Source organism: Terrabacter lapilli (genome assembly GCF_039531305.1).
In the GTDB taxonomy this organism is placed as follows: domain Bacteria; phylum Actinomycetota; class Actinomycetes; order Actinomycetales; family Dermatophilaceae; genus Terrabacter; species Terrabacter lapilli.
Map to the genome: position 1 here is coordinate 512,403 of NZ_BAAAPU010000007.1, position 18,720 is coordinate 531,122.

Here is an 18,720-nt window from a genome sequence, read left to right on the forward strand (position 1 = left end):
CCCTCCTCGCGTCGTCGACGGCGTATGCCGGGTGCCCGCCTCCGTGACGAGCCCGCCGGAAGCGTACCGCAGAGTAGCCGACGGCAGTCGCGTCTCCGCAGGTGAAAAGGATTTAGCAAACCCTTGCGCGGCGCGGTGAGGCCCCGCTACCTTCGGCGCTGAAAGGTTTTAGCAGCGGTGCTGACCTGACCCCCCCGGAGGAACCGATGAAGCTCACCTCGACCACCACGCGCCTTGCCGTCGGCCTGCTCGCGGCCGCGCTCCCCCTCTCCCTGGCCGCCTGCAGCAAGGGCGGCAGCAGCTCGAGCGCCTCCGGCGGCGGGGAGCTGACGATGTGGACGCACAACGCCGGCAACAAGGGCGAGCTCGCCGCGATCACCAGGATCGTCAACGACTACAACGCGAGCCAGAGCAAGTACAAGGTCAAGGTCCAGGCCTTCCCGCAGGACTCCTACAACCAGTCCGTCGTGGCTGCCGCGGCGAGCAAGAAGCTGCCGTGCATCCTCGACATCGACGGTCCCAACGTGCCGAACTGGGCCTGGGCCGGCTACCTCGCGCCGCTCGACGGCATGGACGAGACGCTGTCGAAGTTCCTGCCGAGCGTGCTCGGCAAGGTCGACGGCAAGACCTACTCCTACGGCTACTACGACGTCGCGCTCGTGATGGTCACCCGCAAGACGATCCTCGACAAGTACGGCATCCGCGTCCCGACGGTCGACAAGCCGTGGACCAGGGACGAGTTCACCGCGGCCCTGAAGAAGATCAAGGCCTCCGGCGACTTCCAGAACCCGCTCGACATCGCGACGAGCTTCACCGGCGAGTGGTGGCCCTACGCGTACTCCCCGATGCTGCAGAGCTTCGGCGGCGACCTCATCGACCGCAAGGACTACAAGTCCGCCGAGGGAGTCCTCAACGGCCCCAAGGCGGTCGAGTGGGCCACCTGGTTCCGCAGCCTCGTCACCAACGGGCTCGTCCCGCTCAAGTCGGGCGCCGACCCGGCCAAGGACTTCATCAACGGCAAGTCGGCGATCCTCTACAACGGCACGTGGACCGCGGTCGACGCCCGCAAGGCCTTCGGCAAGGACACGCTCTTCCTCCCGCCGCCGGACCTCGGCACCGGCCCGAAGATCGGTGGCGGCTCGTGGCAGTGGGGCATCAGCCAGAACTGCTCCGACCGGGCCGGGGCGCTCGACTACATGAAGTTCGCCGCGCAGGACAAGTACGTCGCCAGCGTCGCCCGCGACACCAACAACATCCCGGCGACCGACGCGGCCGCAGCGCAGGTCAAGGGCTTCGAGAAGGGCGGGGAGAACCGGCTCTTCCTCGACTACGCCAAGAAGTTCGCCGTGCTGCGACCGGTCACACCGGGCTACCCGTTCATCGCGACGGAGTTCACCAAGACCGCGCAAGACATCCTCAACGGCGCGGACCCGAAGCAGGCGCTGGACCAGGCGGTCAAGGACATCGACGCCAACCAGAAGTCCAACAACTACTTCCAGTGAGCCACTGACATGACGACCATCACTGCAGCCGAGCGCAGCTCGACCGGCGCGCCGGGGCCGCAGTCGCCCTCGCGGTCACGCTCACGGCGCCGGGAGCGTATGCCGTCCCGCGGGAGCCGCTCGTCCACCACGGTGGCGCTGCTCATGCTGGCGCCGGCGGCGGTCCTGCTCGTGACCTTCCTGCTCGTCCCGATCGGGCTGACCTTCGGCCTGGCGTTCACGAACGCCCGGCTCATCTCGCCGCGGCCGGCGCAGTTCGTCGGCGTCGACAACTTCGTGCGGCTCTTCGAGGACGAGACGTTCTGGGCGTCGCTGCGCAACACGATCATCTTCGCGGCGGTCATCGTGCCGGTGCAGTCGGCGTGCGCCCTCGGGCTCGCGCTGCTCGTCAACGTGAAGATGCGCGGGGTCAACTTCTTCCGGACGGTCTACTTCCTGCCGGTCGTGACCTCGATGGTCGTCGTGTCGATGCTGTGGCTGTTCATGTACCAGAAGAACGGGCTCATCAACCAGGTGCTGCTCAAGTTCGGCATCGAGGGCCCGGACTGGCTCGGCGACCCGAAGACGGCGCTGCTCGCGATCATCCTCATGTCGGCGTGGCAGGCGATGGGCTTCCACATGGTCATCTGGCTCTCCGGGCTGCAGACGATCCCGGGCGAGCTCTACGAGGCGGCCGAGCTCGACGGCGCCGGCGCGTGGGAGAAGTTCCGCTACGTCACGTGGCCGGGGCTGCGGGCGACGCGGACCTTCATCCTCATCACGATCACGATCTCGGCGTTCGCGCTCTTCACGCAGGTCAACATCATGACCCAGGGCGGCCCGCTCGACTCGACCTCGACGGTCGTGCTCATGGCGGTGCGCACCGGCTTCCAGCAGCAGCAGACCGGCTACGCGTCGGCGATCTCGCTCGCCTTCTTCGTGCTGGTCCTGGCCGTCACCCTCGTCCAGCGCTTCCTCACCCGAGACAAGGACGCCCGATGAGCACCACGACCGCCCTCGACCCGACCGCGACCGCTCTCGACCCCGCCCCGACGGCACCGCGCCGGCCCCGCGACGGGCGACACGGCATACGCCCTCTGCTGGGGCTGGTGCTGCGGCTCGTGCTGTGCCTCGTCTTCGGGCTGCCGCTGCTCTTCATGTTCGTCAGCAGCTTCAAGCCGGACCTGCAGATCTTCGGCGACCTCGGCAGCTGGAAGGCGTTCGCGCCGATCGGGGACCTGTCGCTCGACAACTACAGCGGGGTCTTCGGGCGGGTGCCGTTCGCGCAGTTCATGACGAACTCGGTGGTCATCACGGTGACGACGGTGGTGCTCGGGGTCGTGATCAACTCGATGGCGGCGTTCGCCCTGTCGCGCATCGGCTTCCGCGGCGCGGGCATCGTGCTCGCGGTCATCCTCGCGACGCTCATCGTGCCCTTCGAGACGCTCGCGCTGCCGCTGCTGTGGTGGGTCAACAAGCTGCCCTTCTTGGGGCCGGACGGCTTCTCGGAGGGGTGGCTCGACACCTACCAGGTGCAGATCGTGCCGTTCGTCGCGAACGCCTTCTCGATCTTCCTCTTCTACCAGTACTTCGACTCGATCCCGAAGGAGCTGGACGAGGCGGCGAAGGTCGACGGCGCGGGGTGGTTCCGGATCTACCGCAGCATCGTCATGCCGCTGTCGGGGCCGGCCGTCGCGACGGTCGCGATCCTCACCTTCCTGCCGACGTGGAACCAGTACCTATGGCCGCTGATGTCGGTGCAGTCGGAGGAGCTGCGGCCGGTCATGGTGGGGATCGACTACTTCAAGCAGCTCAACACCTCGTGGGGGCAGATCATGGCGTATGCGTCGATGATCACCGCGCCCGTGCTGGTCCTCTTCATCGCCTTCCAGCGATCGTTCATCAACTCCATCGCCTCATCCGGCGTGAAAGGCTGACTCGTGTTCAAGCTTCCCGAGGCGTGGGTGTGGGACTTCTGGACCGTCGACGACGGCGAGCTCTACCACCTGTTCTTCCTCTACGCGTCGCGGGCGCTGCACGACCCGCACGCCCGGCACTACCGGGCCTCGGTCGGGCACGCGGTCTCGCGCGACCTGGTCAAGTGGGAGCGGGTCACCGACGCGCTCGTGCGCTCGGACGCGCCGGCGTTCGACGACCTCGCGACGTGGACCGGGTCGGTCGTGCGGCACCCGGACGGGCGCTGGTTCATGTTCTACACCGGCTCGACGCTCGTGCCGGAGACGGGCGCCAACCGCCAGTCCATCGGGTATGCCGTGTCGACCGACCTCCACGAGTGGCACAAGGCGCCCGGGCCGGTGCTGCAGGCGGACGGGGAGCTCTACGAGACGTATGCGCCGCCGCCGGAGGGCAACTGGCACGACGAGGCGTTCCGCGACCCGTTGGTGCTGGCTGATCCTTCTGGGGATGGGTGGCACATGCTGATCACGGCGCGTTCGGTCGATGGTCCGGCTGGAGATCCTGCCGACCGGGTGGACCGCGGGGTCGTTGGGCACGCGTGGTCTGCTGATCTGGAGACGTGGGAGCTGCGGCCGCCACTAAGCTCTCCGGGGCAGGGCTTCGGCCAGCTCGAGGTGATGCAGCCGTTCGTCGTGGACGGCCGGCAGGTGCTGCTCTTCAACTGCCTCGTCGGGGACATGCCGGAAGCGGCTCGCTCCGGCGGCGTGACGGGCGGGGTGTGGATCGCGCCGGCGGAGGGGCCGCTCGGGCCGTACGACATCGTCGGCGCCCAGGTCATCGAGGACCCGTCGCTCTACGTCGGGAAGTTCGTCACCGACCGGGAGAGGGGGAAGACGAAGTTCCTCGCGTTCGTCCACGACCGCGACGGCGCCTTCGTCGGCGAGATCACCGACCCGTATGCCGTCACCTGGGACGGCGACCACCTGGCCCTCATCTCAGGACGGCCCGCGGCTGACCTCGGCTGAGTCGAGTTCAACGGCAAGCCGGTTCGCTGGACGCTTGGTGAAGCCGTCACGCATCACGCAACGGACACACCAAGGATCCCGGCCACTACCTCCGCCAGTTGCAGCGAGAGGTAGGGCGGCACCGCGTTCCCCACCTGGTGATATTGCTGAGTCCGGTTGCCCCAGAAGAAGTAGTCGTCGGGGAAGGTCTGCAGCCGGGCGGCTTCTCGCACCGTCAGGCTGCGCATCTGCCCGGGATCTGGGTGAATGTAGTAGTGGCCGTCCTTCGAAATATGGGACGTCACCGTTGTGCTAGGTGAAGTCCACGTCTGGACCCGGAACCTGTCGCTGAAGGGCGCGTCGATGCGTCTGGCGTTGGCGTGCTCAGGCACCAAGGCCTCGGGCAACTGCCCGAGCTTCACAGCCTCGCCAGTCATGGCCTTCGCCGACAGGTAGGCATAACGCATCAGGTCTAAGACCATGTGGCCGCGAGCCTCGTGTTGCACCACGGTCTCGACCTCGGCGCGCGTCAGCCACTGCTCGAGAGACCCCTCGACGTGCCCGAGTGCAGGCCCGCCTCGCGCCCAGCCGGTCTCGGCCAGCGGCGGCCGGTGACCCCGGATCACCTTGGCCATGCGGAGCCCCTTGTCTCGCACTTGCTTCCATGTGTCCAGTCGGTCGTCGCGAGCGGGGCTGATGCGGGATCGCACTCGGGGCAGGTGGCCGATAGCTTGCTCGACAGTCGCCGTTGGGGATGGCCGCAGCACCTTCGAACGCGTGGCGGAGATGTCGCTGCGCACACCGAGGAGGATCACCCGGTGACGTCTCTGCGGTACACCGTACTGCTCCGCCCTGATGACGTAGTCGCTTGGCCTCAAGCCGGGAAAGAGTGCTGTGCTGTCGTCGCTCACGGCGAAGGAACGGACCTCGTATCCGTCGCCGGCGTTGGCTAGGTCGTCCAAGATCCTCGAGAAGAGTCGTTCGCCGCGGTGCGTGTGGGAAAGGAGCCCCTTGACGTTTTCCATCACGAAGACGGGGGGGCGGTGCGCGGTGATGATGTCGAGGTACTCCTTGAAGAGGAAGTGCTTGACGTCGTCTTCGAAGTTCGGGTCATTGGTTCGCCGCGCTCGCCCCACTAGTGAGTAGGCCTGGCAGGGCGGCCCACCGATGAGGACCCACATGCCGCCCGCGGCGGACCTCTCGCTGAGTGCCGTCCGGATGAGCTTGGAAGCCTCCTCGCGCTGATCCGGTCCGAGTTCCAGCTCGTGGACTTCCTTCTCGGCCGCGTCGAGAGCTGTTCGAACTTCGGTGTCAGTCGAGAAGCTCTCCCACGAAAGCTCTCCGCGCAGGAAGGATTTGTACCGCCCGAGAGCATGCTGGGAACCTCGAAGGCGTCGTACAGCGGCGCGCAACCGCAGAGTGCTGCACGCGACCGGGTCCATCTCGATGGAAGCTGCCGTCGAGAAGACGGCCGCGCCGTCAGGTCGCAAGAGGCTGCAGAAGCCCTCATTGAGTCCCCCTGGGCCCGCAAAGAGGTCGATGACCGGAATGGAGTCCACTCGCTGCTCCTGGACGACGGGGTTGTTGGTGCCAGGCTAGCAGGGTGCACGCCGGGAGTGACAGTTGGTAGACACAGACAGGGTTGGCGACCAAGAGCCGGATCGCATCCCCCCCGATGCAAGTCTGAGCGCGAGGTTCTCCGCGCAGGCGCGGGAATCTACCAAGCCGGAACGGGCGCTACGCCAAGAACTCCACCGGCGCGGTTTCCGGTACAGGGTCCAGTACCGGGTGCCGGGGCTGCCGCGGCGACGCGTAGATGTCGCCTTCACGAGACGGCGTTTGGCTGTGTTCGTCGATGGTTGTTTCTGGCACGCCTGCCCGGAGCATTGCGTTCTCCCGAAGGCCAATCGCGAGTGGTGGGAGTGGAAGTTTGACTCCAACCGGCAGCGGGACGCCGACACCGACGCGCGGCTACGCGACTTGGGTTGGCGCGTCCTCAGGTTGTGGGAGCACGAAAGCCCTGCCTCGATGTGCGAGGAGGTCGAGCGAGCTCTGGCAGTAGAGCTTTGACCGGGACATCTGCCGACTGCACGACACAGAGCCCATCCAAACCGACTCCTCCCCGACCACGTTGAACAGCCGGGAGGAAGAGGGGTGCACTCCTAACTGGCGGGGCTCCATTTGTGGCCATCGCCCAGTGCGCCGACCAGTTCGTCCAAGTCGTGGTCCGACAGGACGTCCAAGAGCAGGGGGCCCGTGACGAAGGTCGCCCTCTTCGCTAGCTCACGTGCGAACTCCATCCTCCGGGGGCCCGCGTGGTTGATGATCCGACGCGCCAAGGCGATCACGAGCCGCCGATTGCGTGCCAGCGACGTCCTCTCGGTGAGCTGGACCAGCTCATCCTCATTCAACTTTTCGGCGCCGTGTCCGTCGAGGTCAGCAAGCACGTCGTAGCGGTGCCAGGCCCGTCGAAGAACATTCCGGGCGCCTCCTAGGGCCCGTTCATCTTTGGGGTCGGGAAAGCGCGCCCAGACGAGATCAGGGAACACCATTAGGGACAGGAAGTTCCACGTTGACCGGTGCGCTGCGTCGCTGCGCACGATGTCCAGCTCGTTGTGCAGAGAGCGTCCCAGCAGCCAGTCGAAGTCCTGAAATCCTCCACGTACGCGACCCTGCTCGTCCAAGAGCGGGAAGACGTCATCGGCGACGCGCTCGCGAAGGTGGCGCAGTTTTGCCACGCCAGCAACGGAACCGCCGGTGGGCACAGGCGCTGCCCGATCGTGCTCGAGCCCTACCATCGCCCGGAGCCCGAGGGGGTTCGTGTTCGCCTCGCGGAGCGTCGCGAGTCGGATCAGGGACTCGGCGTCGCCGAGTCGCGGGTAGACGAGTGCGGCCATCAGCTCACGTCCTCCAGGAACTCCACACCAGCTTGGGCTCTGCGCTCGAACCGCCCCGGATCGTCACGAGCGAGCTGGACGGCGGAAGCCAAATCCATAGAGAGGAACGTCGCGCACAGGGCCTCGAGACCCGCTCGCAGGCTTCCATCCCCCTCCTCGTCGGGCGCGCGCTCGCGCAGGTCCACGCCGTGATCGAGGGCGACGGTCATCACCAGTTGGCGCACTACGTCTAGCCGCAGGAACGAGTGGAGGGGCTTGGATCCAGATTCCCCCACGTCTAGGAGCGCCGCAGCGGCCGGGTGGTCGGTGTTCACCAACAGCCGGACCGAGCCCACGAAACTGTCGTCGAGGCTCGCGTACTCCACTCGCAGCGTCCAAGCGGCGGGCTCCAGCCTGAGGTCCTTGAAACTCACTGCTTCAGTCGGGAAGCGGTGACCGTCTCCCTCGAGGACGACACCCTTGGTGGGGGACTCGGCCAGTCTCGAGCTGGGGCGCGCGGCCCGGAGACCGTCAGGCTCAAGAGGCCGCCTAAGCACGACGTGCGCGGAGAGGCGAACCTGACTCGCAAGCACCCCTACCGGCACGTCCACCATCAGTGGCGGCGACCCGTCGAGGTCTTGCAAGCTGGCGCTTTTGTGGTACCGCGCGCCCGAACTAGGACAGTCGACGAGCACGACCACGTCGAGGTCTGTGGCAGGGCAACCGGCTGACGCCTCCAGCGCGTCGCAGTCCACGACGTCGACCGTGAGGCCGAAACTGATTGGGGTGGCGTAGTCCCACGAGTCGACCCGATCCTCGACACGTTCCGGCGCACCGCCATGGCGGGACACCAACCAGTTCCCCCAAGACAGGCTCTCCTCGGCCAAGCGCCTGTGAGGGAAGACGCGAGCCTTGGTCACGGCTTCTCCTTGCTGATCCGAATGTCGATGTCCGCGAGCAAGTCGTCCGTCACCTCGGCAACGAACCATGCCGCCTGGCCTGGCTCGAGAAGTGGCGCCGCGAGTTCCAGGTCGAGCTGCGGACCCTCAAGATCCGGTCGATGATCCGTCCATCCCAAGGCCCGCACCTCCTCGCTGGCCTCTGCGACGCCTCCCTCAACGCCTACGCGGACGTCGGCAGTGACACGGTGAGCCTCTCCGTCGCATTGGAGTGTGCACTCCAGCGCGATGAGTCGATGTCCGTCCGCGGCCGATCCCAAAATCTGCTCACCGACCACAACTCTGGGTTCGGCTCTTCGAGCTAAGTGCCTCGACGATGTTCGGCGGCCGTCGGGTGCGCTACCTGACACAGGGCCCATGAGGCTGGCGAGCGAGTCCGCCAACTCGGCAACCGAGGGCGCTCCCTGGCCGGTTCCCTCGATCGTCGGCGGGTCCGGGGCGAGCATTTCGTTCACGTGCTCGCGGATGCGTCGCAGGGCCACATTCACAACTTGCCTTAAACCCTTGTCCTTGACTGAGCTCGTGACCCAGTCGTCATGTGACGGTGGCTCGGACAGAGCAAAGGCATCATCGGCGTCCAGCGCGGGCTTGAAGACAGCGCACCATTGCAGTGATGGAGAGTTGAGAGTGGGGCGCTCCCAGTACCGCACCAGGAGTTCGGCGTCGTGCCGCATCAGCGCGACGTGAGAGACCGGTTCATTCAGAGGCACGATCTCCTTGGCCGTGGCTTCCCACTCGACCTTCGGGAAGCGAGTCACAGCCAAGTGACCCAAGGTGCGGATGGGCTTCAGCATCTCGATGGCGATGACCTCCGTCGGGTTCACCGGCTCAGGACCCCCTTCACCTTGGGCGCGCCGCACTGCCGACAATGCGTCGACGAACGCGGAGAGGACTGGGTGGGCGGCGGGCTCGGGGATGCGCAGCGGTCGGCCGTTGAGCTGGACTGAGATGCGCATGCGGTCGCGACCGCGTGAAGGGTCCACCAGCTTGGGCCACAGGTGCCAGAGGGCGGCCTCGACCAGCGAGTTCGCGTCGCTCTCACGATCGTCACCCCCGAGAACGGGGTCCAGGATGAGAAGGCTCGTTCCGGTCTCCTCGCCGTGAAAGTGACGCGCGAACAGGTTCTCCCCCAGAGCGGCGGCCTCTTTGCCCACTAAGGGCTCGACCCGATCGCGGCCGGCCGGGACCTCGCCCCACCAGTGCCGGCCCGTGTAACGCAAGCCGTCCTTCTCGAAGCTCGGTCCGAATGCCGATGCGATGAGTCGGTGCTGTGGCGCACCCTCGTGTTCCGTTCGGGACCAGAGCAGCACGGTGCCGACACCACTCGTCGTGTAGGCGATGGTTTTGCCGAAGCCGTACGTGCCCGCACCTAAGTGCACATCGCGGGGGGAGCCGATGTTGAGCACGAGGTCGATGAAGTCCGTCCGCTGCCCCTCCGGGATCGCGAGGTCGTTCCGGACTGGACCTCCGAGACCTTTGGCCCCACGATCGGAGACCTCGAGTGCCCACGTCTCCCCGCGGTCGAGCGTGGCTGCCACGGGAATGGGACCTGCGTCGCTTGTGAAGACCCGTTCCCGCAGGATCTGAATCTCGTCTGGCGTCAGCAACCGCAAGTTCATGGTGAACTCCAGTTCCTGACCCCGTAGACGAGCGTCCCAGCTGTTCTGTGCGGTCTCTCGGACCAGCACTGACACGGGTGCCAGATCTGGCGTCCCCAGCAGTCGCTGCGCTCCCTCACCGTCGATGTCGCCGACGCCGAATCGCTTGGGGAACCACGTCAGTCTCGTGGTGGACTGCAGTTCCGGTGCAGGAGTGTGGACCGTGGGCTGAAGGCGCGCGTGCGCTGCGTCCGTCTGGTCGTAAGCAACGGCAGTGGCTGGAGCCGCGTGAACCGCGGACCGCTGCTTGATCGTGTTACCGGCGGACACATCGGTCTGCGTGTGGGGCGTCTCTCCCGATGCCGGGGGCTCAGCCTCGACAGGCTTCCCACCAACCAGCAGAACCGCGTCCGTGAACGTCTCGCCCGAGTCGACGGCGAACTTTGCGACCTGCCACGTCTGTCCGCTCGGTTGAAGTCCGGCTGCACGGAGATGAGCGGAGAGAACGGTGTTGACGTTGACGTTCGCCCCGTAGAAGTGTTTACGTACGGGTTCCAAGGCCCGTTCGAGCTCCGCCTCCGTCAGCTGTGACACCACGTCGCCAGCACCTCCTCCATTTCGGTGACCTCCATGGGGTTCGGGGCTGCCGCCAAGGACAGTTCGTAGGTCACCCGGCTTATCGCTGCGCGACGTCCCGTTGGGATGTCACTTGCGCGCAGGCCCGGAAAGTGGTCGTCCACGGACCACAGGCGCAATGACCTCACGATGAAGCGCTGAGCCCTCTGGCCGGACTCGAAGACGTAGCCCCACTTGGCGACTGCCTTGATTAGGGCAGTGCGCGAGAATCCCGCGTACACCAGAGCACGGATCCGGTCGTCGAGGGACGGCGCTGAGTCGTCGGGTGCGCAGTGCACGACCAAGAGGTGCAGTCCCCCGGCAGCCGTGGACGGATCCAACTGATCGAGGTTGCTCACCCGTACAAACTGGCCATCGACCGAGCTCGTTGTCTTGACTTCGAGCCGCCGCCCCGAAGCCGAGAAGTCGTGGGTCGAGCGCTCTGGTCCCGTCCAGCTGCCCAATGCTGCCGCTGGGTCTTGTACCCCGAGCAATCGAAGAGCCTCGAGCTCCCCGGCGAGGCCCAGCGCCACCTCGCGACTCACTGCGTCACCAGCGGTGCGCATCAGGTCGCGCCATTCATGCATTGCCTCGAGACAAGAGCGCCCCGGCGAGGTCGGGTCTGAGACCACCCGCTCAACGACGTCGGCCACCAAGTGCTCGAAGACAAGTTCGAGCTGTGAGTCCGTGCACTCGAGATCAGCGAATCGCGTGAGGCCGCCATCCACCTCCAGCTCCCGCGTCTGCAGCCGCACCGCTGCTGTGGCGTCGGCCACCTCAACCTGCCCGGACTCGAGCGGAAACAGAGCGTGCTTGTGCCCGCGGTAGTCAAGGGCGACCCGGAAGGGGCCGGAGGGCAGCACGAGATCCGTCTTGCGTGACACGAGGTGGGTGTCATCAGGAAGCTCGGCTTCGTTGCGAACGTAAACGAATTCCTGTCCTAGATCGATCACGACTCTGTCCTCATCAGCTCTTCCGCATCGACGGTGTTCGATTTTTCGTCGTCTTCCGGGATTTCCTCGATCTCCTCGTCAACACGCGGAGTCCAGGTAGGTGTGACGGCGATGAACTCGCCGTCCGCGGCCCGCCCCTCTTCTGCCAGCTCTGGGAAGATGATGCCCAGCCCGATGACCGGAACCTCCGCTTGCATCTCGCGCCGCGACTTGGCTTGGGCCGCCCGAAGCGGGACGGATCGGTTGGAGACCGCGTACACGATGAGGGTTCCCGTGTCGGGTGCCGTGGTTGCTCGGATGTCCGGGAAGCTGATCCCGTTGCTTCTGTGATGTGCCACGACGTCGGGATCGAGGTCCGCAACCCAGTCCTGCGCAGAGAGCAGCGCCTTGATGTTGGCTCGGTTAGTCCCGCCGTCTCGCAGAGGGGCGCGGTTCACCATTGGCATCGGGGCATCGAAACCCAGGTCAACCTTGCCGAGATCCACTTGGCCACGGCCCTCAACCACGTGCTTCGTCTCCGTTCCGATGAAGACGACGTTCCACGGGAGTTGCCTCGCGTGCCGTTCGATCCAGTCCACGACGTGCCCCGACCGGAGTCCTTGGGTCGGGTGGAATCGGAAGCCGCGCAAGAAATCGCAGACATCGGTGACGTCCACATTAAGGAATTGCCTCCGAGACGGCGTCTGGATTCCGACCTCAGCCGCGTCCTGGCACCTGTTGGCGAGGCGCCGTGCGGCGGCGATGTTCTCCTCCAGCACCTCCGTCTCTCTCTCGTGCAGGATGAACGTCTGGTGCCGTTGGCCGGCGAAGGACAGCTGTACGACCTTCGCGTGGTGCATTTTGTCCGGGCTCGTGATGGACAGTCGACCCGCATGGGCGCGAACGCGGATACCCATTTCCCGGGGTGTGACACCCAAGGTCGCGAGGCGGCGGATCTCGACCCTCAACTCCTCCTCCACAGTTGCGAGGAAGGCGAAGTCCGCATTCAGCTCATCGGTCATCCAGATCCGCGGTAGGTCCTCGTATCCGGGCCGGTACCCGAACCAGCGACCCATTTGAAGCAGGGTGTCGTAGGTGTTGGTGGTGCGGGTGAAGTATGAAACGCACAGGCCCTCGAGCGTCAGGCCCCGAGAAAGCGTCCCACCACCCACAGCGATCACCGTTTCGTGGATAGCTTGACCCGATTCCGTGCGCCGCCCGTAATCCAGACGATCAGTTGAACGGCCGTTGTCCACGACGACACGGACCTCCTCCAAGACGTCGACGAGAACCGCCGCGACCTCATCCCATGCAGGGGCAGGGTGTTCGTTGACCCCCGTGACCCGGTGCACCTCGCGCAAGAAGGACGCCTCGAATTCGGACAGGTCGCCCTCGTTGAAGGCTCGGCGCAGCTGGAAGAGGTAGCCCTCGATTTTGGATGCCAAAGCGAAGTGGGGAGCGACGTAAGACGTGGTGTGGACGAGCATCGAGCTGTGGCCGTTGTCGCCGCGCAGGCGGCGGATCGACGTCGCTATAAGGAACCAGACGACCGCGTCGACCAAGCTGTCGGTGAGGGGCGGATCGTATGACTGGCGCTTCTCAGCGGAGTGTGGTGGCCGGAGGGTCTCGGCTTCATCGAGAGGGATCGAACGGATCATGTCGAGCCCCGGCTCCGGGTCGGCGGCGTCGGCCACGGTTTGGCGCCCGAAGATGCGCTCCGCGCCGAAGTACTCCGGCGACCGTGGCAGGTCGAGGATGAAGTCGGAGGGGTACAGCTCGAGCTCGTCGTTCGGGTCCATGAAGATGTTCGCAAAAGGCGTGGCCGTGTAACCCACGTATGAACCCGTCGGTATCTCAGACCAGATTTCCCTAATCAAGGCGTTGATCCTGGACAACTCTTGTCGGGCGGCCAGCGAGTTCGGGGTTGCCTGATCCGCCTCGTCGTCGAGGAGCAGGATGGGGGCTTGAGCTCTCACCGTCGGGTCGATGTTCTTCAACCAGTCCCTCAGCCTCTGGAGCCGCACCGGGTTCTTCTTGACGACTGCGAGGGTGCGCATCTGCGGATTCTGCAGCAGGGCTTGACCGTGGAGGACCTCGCCGAAGTCACGGTCGTCGGTTGTGAGCGCGGCCCAGTTCGACACGCCGAGGTCCCGGTTCAGGCGAACTTGGGTCTGTCGACGGAGATTGTTGTGTAGCCCGCTCATGACGATGCACAGGCGATACCCCGCGTCCGCCGCCTTGGCTGCCACGGCGGCGTAGTTGGCAGTCTTGCCCGACTGTACGTATCCGAGCACCAGTCCCTTTTTCTTGAGCCTGCGCACACCCGGATCCGCGAAGTGCGCGACCACCTTGGACGAGGCAGCGTCGATCTCGGGTAGGACCGGCGCCAAGCTGCTCGCCTCTAGGCCGCGCCGCAGGTGTCCCCAATAGCGATCGGAATCACGAGGTCCGGTGTACCAGTGCAGCTCCCGGGCATCTGAGGTCTTGGCCTCGCGGTACGCGGCAGCCTCCACACCGCCCGGCACCTTCAACGACTCGAGGCGCCTGGCCTCCTCGCGCATCTGAGCCACCGCCAAGTCGACAGGGCTGCGGTCGCTCAGTCCCAAGCCCATCACCAGAGCGTCGGCGGCTTCGTCCAAAGAAACGTTCCGTTGACGCTGGTCGTTGATAATTAGGTGCTTAATGTACTCAGGTTTCACATCGACCTTCAGTGCTCAGTTAGTTCATCGACGACTTTGGAAAATCATCGGCGATTGTGGGTGTAACGTATCTAGGACCAATAGACGGCTAACGTATTCGGATTCGGGCGCGTCGTGGGCAGGGGGGACGACTCGCCAGCTGCGCCGTTCGTGTCGGTCCTCGGAATCAGCGCCGCCGGCCAACGATGGTGCGCAGGTCGCCGCTTCCTGAGCGAAGTTTCCAGAACTTCCGACCGTTGGTATTCACGGTCTCGGGTTGTCCTGGGGCCTGAGAAACCACAGCCTCCGCTGCTGCGGTGGGGGAGGGAAAGACCTTGCCTGACCAAGGAGCTGAAGTGATGCGGACCTCGAGACTGGCAGGGTTGAACTCGGCTTCGAAAGTCTGTCCCTTGTACACGCGATAGACGTGGATCCACCGCGCTCCGCCGGCGACCGGCGGCTGCTCCGACTGGCTGACCTCTGGCGCTGACGCGGTACTCGAAGATCTGGGAAGGGAAGAGCTAGCGTCATCGTCGAGGCGTGAGATCAGCAGAGCAACTACCTCACCGGGCGAGCAACCCATGAGGGTCGCTGAGAAGCGCAGCTTCTCGTACGTGGATTGATCCACGCTCACGTTGCCCACTGAGGCTCCCCACTCGTTCGAATCGAAAGTGCCACTCAGGGTCGCACAACCGGGGTCATTGCGGGTCAATTTGGGCGGTCCAGATCTGTGCTGCGTCAGAGCCGAGCGACGTGGCAGCGGCGAGTCCCTGCTACCTTCCACCGATGGGTGGAAGGTAGCAGGATGCGAATGCGGGTCGGCGGGTGACCCTCTCGTGGCCGCCAAGGCGAGGCGTTCAAGCCTCCACGATCCCTGACGGCCAACCGAGCGCTTGCACCAGGTCGGAGGGCGGCTCCTGGCGGATGCCGCGCGCCAGGGCGCCTTGGCGCCCGGAGCCGACCAGTAGCTTCCAACTCGCAAAGCTGCGAAGCTCAGCGCATGCCTAACAAATCAGCCTTGGAGCCTTGGATCGTTGAAGCTCTGAAGGAGCACGGCGGTTCAGCGGACCTACTTGACGTGTGCAAGACCGTTTGGCGTAGGCATGAAGGTGACCTGCGCTCGGCGGGGGACCTCTTCTACACGTGGCAGTACGACATCCGTTGGGCGGGCACCAAGCTTCGACAGCGAGGAGTGCTTGTCCCTGCAGCGCGCGAGAAAGCACGAGAACCGTGGCGGTTGGCCTAGGTCGCTGTCGCAATCCCCTGTGAGGCCAGCCAGGTAGTGACGGCTGTGTCGACGCGCGAATCCCCGGCAGTCGCAGCCTTGCGCTTAGGCGCTAACGAGGGGAGCAAGCGGATGGTTAGGTCGTTCCCAGAGCAGCAATTGCACCAGCGGCACCACCAGCAGCCACGCGTCCAAGGCATTTGTGTCGTGGTGCTGCGTCAGCACCTCACGCGCGTCGTGGGTCAGGATGTCGTCGCGAAGGCTCGTCGGCCGCGAGCTGCCACTGCACGGCCAGCGCCGCTTGGCCGGCCAACGCGCCAACCGGGCGCCGCGGTCGACCGCAACCCGTCACATGATTTCTTAGCGTCTCCTCGAAGACGCGGTCGGCGAAGAGCCCCGCAAACAGGTTGACCGTCAGTGCCCGGCTAGACGTCATGACCGCCGTGCACCAGCAGCATCGACTCCCCACCCTTGGCCTCTGCGTGCGGCAAGTAGCCGCCGCCTCGGTGAAACTGACTTCAGCCCAGCCACTACATCGCCCGATGCCTATTCGAAGCCGGCGGCTTCAGACCCCGACTCCTACACCCTGGATCGTGAAGCGCCCCCTTGCGTCGCGTAATCTAAGCCGGAGCGCCAGCGACGCGCCGTGCAGCCTCAATGAGGCGCTGCGCCTCCTGACCGGTGGGGGCCAACTCGAACGCATGGTGGTGGCATGCGCGAGACAGCCCTGCCCACGAATACTCGGCGTCGTCGATGAGGCGGGGGTCATCGCCGAAAGCGACCTCGAAGCAGGTCAGCAGGCTGCGCATTGATCCGCCGCCTGGGGGCCGGCCGCGTTGGCGCAAACGGTCACGCACTGCCTCCTCAAGGGCTGCCCGGGCGATCCAGCAGGCGATACGGTTCTTGCCGGAGGTGGCGCCCTCGAGTACGGCTTGAGCTTGGTCAAGCAGCGAGAGAGCGCTCACTGTTTGTTCCCTGCACGAAGATCCTTCACCAAGTCTTCGACGGCGCGACAGGCGGAAATCCCATCGGCCGCATTCCTTAACCCTTCATGCATGCCGGATGTGGCCACGCCCATCCCGAATCTGCGGTATGACCGGACCAGCCACGCATCGAGACTCCGCACCTCGTCATACAGCGCGAGGCTGACCCGCTGTCGCGTTGCGTGGGCGCTCGACCACACCTCTTCGACGTCGGCCAAAGCATCCCCACGGGCCAGGCGGCGCTCGAACAGCGCGTCACGTGCCGCCGCCTCAATCGCGAATCGAAGCATCCCTGGAAGAGTGTGACGCAGTGATTCCTCTGGGAGGCCCTCGTCGCGCGTCAGTGCGAATGCGTCCCTCAGGTACCGCTGCGCCGGATCGATGCTTGTCGAAATCGTGACGGTAGAGTGTGTGCCCCGGGAGACTTCAAGCACCCTCGCGCCGACTCGGGCGCGACGAGCGGCGGCCGGGAGTCGGTCATCGTGAGACAGCACAATCACCTGCCGGGACTTCGCGAGCTCCGCGAGCAGCTGCACCAGCCCCTCGACCTTGGCTGGGTCCATTGCCTGCACCGGGTCATCCAAGACGACAAAGCGGAAAGGCGACTCAGGTAGGGATGCTCGGGGAAGGAAGAGGGCAAGGGCGAGGGCGTGTAGCTCACCTTGACTCATCACCGCGAGCGCTCCGGCGTGCTGCCCATCAACAGTGGACTCGATGCTGACCCGCCGACGGGTCGCCGTTCCCTCCAGGGTGAGCGCGCCAAGATCGACGTTACTCTCCTGCCGAAGAAGCGCCCAGGCTGAGCGGGCGGCATCGCTGATTGGAATTAGGCGTTCATTTTTCAGGCGGGTGTCGTTAGCCTTGAGCCATTTCACCGCCGAAGCGAGATCATCGACTGTCGCCTTCCTCGCCATCCAATCCCCATAGGTGTCACAGAACGCGACGACTCGGGTCGCGATAGGTGCCCACACGTCATGTCGAGACTGCAACTGTTCGGCCGACGCGGCACGCAGGCCAGCAACGGCCGCGTCGAGGTCCTGCCAGTACAGCTCGAGGTGCTCCGCGAGCTCAAGATCCCCGCTTGGCGCTGCCGCCCAGGCGTCCCATGCATGCCTCGCATCAGTCACGATCGTGGACAGCTCAGAAACGGGCTCTCGGTCCAAACACGCCGGTCGCGGCATGAGTAAGCGTCGGGCGGCCATCCGAGCTCGCTCGAGGTCGTCGCGGGCCAACTGGAGCTCAGCGAGGTGACGGGATCGCCGCTGAATGTCGTCCCGCGCCGCCTCCGCCCACGCGTGATCCAAATGCGTCCCGGCGCAAACGGGGCAAGTCATATCTCCAAATTGCTCGTGCACCCGCAGGGCTTGCCGGCGGACATCAAGTCGTGCTGCATCACGTGCTAGTTCCGCCTCTCCCGCCCGTGCCATGCCGGCTACGGCGCGCTTCAGAGCGCCGGCGGCATTCTGGACCTCCGCTTCAGCCGGGGCGCGCAGCCCTTCGAGAGTTCTGAGCTGGCGCAGCGGGCCGTCCTCGGAGACGAGAAGGCCAGTGGCGAGACCTCGAAGGGCCGCGACGTCAGGCTGAGTCTTCTTCAGCAAGGTAGCAACGCTGACAGCTCGCTCGTCGTCCACGGCGGATGCGTCGGTATACAGGGACTTGCGCGTTGCCGCCAGCGCATCGCCCGGCGCCTTCAGCGCCTTATGCTGCACCTCCAGCCGCCGTATAGCGTCGCTGATCTGCTCGACTCCCAAAGCGCGCGAGAGAGCGTCATATAAAGCGCTGGGTGCCGCCTCCAACATCCCGCCCAGTTCGTCATACGACATCATCGGCCGGAAGGTCTCCAAGGCTGCTGACCAACCCAGAACAGCCGTTCCTGGCACACGCTTGCTCCCCGGGCGCTGCACCCACGCCAAGGGCTCATTGACGTCAGTTACGCCCTCCGGCCACGAGCAGCCAATAGCGCTTTCACCTCGGCCCTCTTCGACCACCTGCACCACGATCCGAGAATCACCGGAGTGGTGCAGGTTCCGCCAATGTTCCTTCCACTGAAGCGACTTGTTTTTCCACCGGTATGTCGAACCTGTCAGCGCGACCTCCAGTGCCTCCGCCAAGCTCGACTTCCCCGACCCATTCCGACCGGCAATGATCGTCAGTCCCGGTTGCGGCGATAACCGTACGGTGGAGGTGCTCCCGACGCCACGGAAACCTTCCACTTCGACTGACTTGAGGAACACTCCGGCGGGCACTGGGCCGTCCGGACTCTCTCTGGACTCGTCTTGCGAGAGCTGGGGTCGTTCGGTGGAAGTGCCGGCGAGCTGGTCAGCCAACGCGGCGTCCCCTTCCAACGCTGCCAAAATGATCAAGCCGACCTCTTCAGTCAACGTGGCGTCAGCATCGATCCGATCAGCCACCCACTGGACCAAGTTATGCGTCATGATTTGAACCTATACGT

General features: G+C 65.2%; 12 protein-coding genes. 5 read left to right on the forward strand and 7 right to left on the reverse strand.

All coding sequences use genetic code 11. From position 1 onward, the window contains the following. Positions 1-206 precede the first annotated feature (206 nt). The 4 genes from ABD241_RS10275 to ABD241_RS10290 are packed head-to-tail and all read left to right on the forward strand — an operon-like array spanning position 207 to position 4,423. A complete protein-coding gene (locus ABD241_RS10275) occupies positions 207-1,502 on the forward strand; it encodes an ABC transporter substrate-binding protein (RefSeq protein ID WP_344061548.1) in 1,296 nt (431 codons plus the stop codon). A gap of 9 nt (positions 1,503-1,511) precedes the next feature. After that, positions 1,512-2,483, forward strand: coding sequence for a carbohydrate ABC transporter permease (locus ABD241_RS10280; protein ID WP_425580739.1), 972 nt, complete (start codon positions 1,512-1,514; stop codon positions 2,481-2,483). Then, a complete protein-coding gene (locus ABD241_RS10285; protein ID WP_344061551.1) occupies positions 2,480-3,418 on the forward strand; it encodes a carbohydrate ABC transporter permease in 939 nt (312 codons plus the stop codon). The genes ABD241_RS10280 and ABD241_RS10285 overlap by 4 nt, the downstream gene beginning before the upstream one ends. A gap of 3 nt (positions 3,419-3,421) precedes the next feature. Further along, on the forward strand, positions 3,422-4,423 hold the full coding sequence (locus ABD241_RS10290; RefSeq protein WP_344061554.1) for a glycoside hydrolase family 68 protein: 1,002 nt from the start codon (positions 3,422-3,424) through the stop codon (positions 4,421-4,423). Between the two features lie 53 nt (positions 4,424-4,476). On the opposite strand, the gene ABD241_RS10295 is transcribed toward ABD241_RS10290, so the two are convergent. After that, positions 4,477-5,961: a DNA cytosine methyltransferase gene (locus ABD241_RS10295; RefSeq protein ID WP_344061557.1), complete on the reverse strand. Its 1,485-nt coding sequence runs from the start codon at positions 5,959-5,961 to the stop codon at positions 4,477-4,479. Between the two features lie 64 nt (positions 5,962-6,025). On the opposite strand from ABD241_RS10295, the gene ABD241_RS10300 reads away from it, so the two are divergent. Continuing rightward, positions 6,026-6,472: a very short patch repair endonuclease gene (locus ABD241_RS10300; RefSeq protein WP_344061560.1), complete on the forward strand. Its 447-nt coding sequence runs from the start codon at positions 6,026-6,028 to the stop codon at positions 6,470-6,472. A gap of 92 nt (positions 6,473-6,564) precedes the next feature. Here ABD241_RS10300 and ABD241_RS10305 read toward each other — a convergent pair whose 3' ends face one another. The 6 genes from ABD241_RS10305 to ABD241_RS10330 form a co-directional block, all read right to left on the reverse strand. Next, entirely contained in the window at positions 6,565-7,299 is a 735-nt protein-coding gene (locus tag ABD241_RS10305; protein ID WP_344061563.1) for a DUF6339 family protein, read from the reverse strand. Further along, complete coding sequence (locus ABD241_RS10310; protein ID WP_344061566.1) at positions 7,299-8,198, reverse strand: hypothetical protein; 900 nt, start codon at positions 8,196-8,198, stop codon at positions 7,299-7,301. Before ABD241_RS10310 ends, ABD241_RS10305 begins: the two co-directional genes overlap by 1 nt. Beyond that, positions 8,195-10,432: a hypothetical protein gene (locus ABD241_RS10315; RefSeq protein ID WP_344061569.1), complete on the reverse strand. Its 2,238-nt coding sequence runs from the start codon at positions 10,430-10,432 to the stop codon at positions 8,195-8,197. Before ABD241_RS10315 ends, ABD241_RS10310 begins: the two co-directional genes overlap by 4 nt. After that, complete coding sequence (locus ABD241_RS10320; RefSeq protein ID WP_344061572.1) at positions 10,417-11,403, reverse strand: PD-(D/E)XK motif protein; 987 nt, start codon at positions 11,401-11,403, stop codon at positions 10,417-10,419. Before ABD241_RS10320 ends, ABD241_RS10315 begins: the two co-directional genes overlap by 16 nt. After that, entirely contained in the window at positions 11,400-14,081 is a 2,682-nt protein-coding gene (locus ABD241_RS10325; RefSeq protein ID WP_344061575.1) for a Z1 domain-containing protein, read from the reverse strand. Before ABD241_RS10325 ends, ABD241_RS10320 begins: the two co-directional genes overlap by 4 nt. Before the next feature lie 2,165 nt (positions 14,082-16,246). Further along, positions 16,247-18,703: an AAA family ATPase gene (locus ABD241_RS10330; RefSeq protein ID WP_344061578.1), complete on the reverse strand. Its 2,457-nt coding sequence runs from the start codon at positions 18,701-18,703 to the stop codon at positions 16,247-16,249. Between the last annotated feature and the right edge of the window lie 17 nt (positions 18,704-18,720).

Coding starts and splice junctions, on each gene's coding strand:
- ABD241_RS10275 (WP_344061548.1), top strand. CDS start 207: ATGAAGCTCACCTCGACCACCACGCGCCTTGCCGTCGGCCTGCTCGCG.
- ABD241_RS10280 (WP_425580739.1), top strand. CDS start 1,512: ATGACGACCATCACTGCAGCCGAGCGCAGCTCGACCGGCGCGCCGGGG.
- ABD241_RS10285 (WP_344061551.1), top strand. CDS start 2,480: ATGAGCACCACGACCGCCCTCGACCCGACCGCGACCGCTCTCGACCCC.
- ABD241_RS10305 (WP_344061563.1), bottom strand. CDS start 7,299: ATGGCCGCACTCGTCTACCCGCGACTCGGCGACGCCGAGTCCCTGATC.
- ABD241_RS10330 (WP_344061578.1), bottom strand. CDS start 18,703: ATGACGCATAACTTGGTCCAGTGGGTGGCTGATCGGATCGATGCTGAC.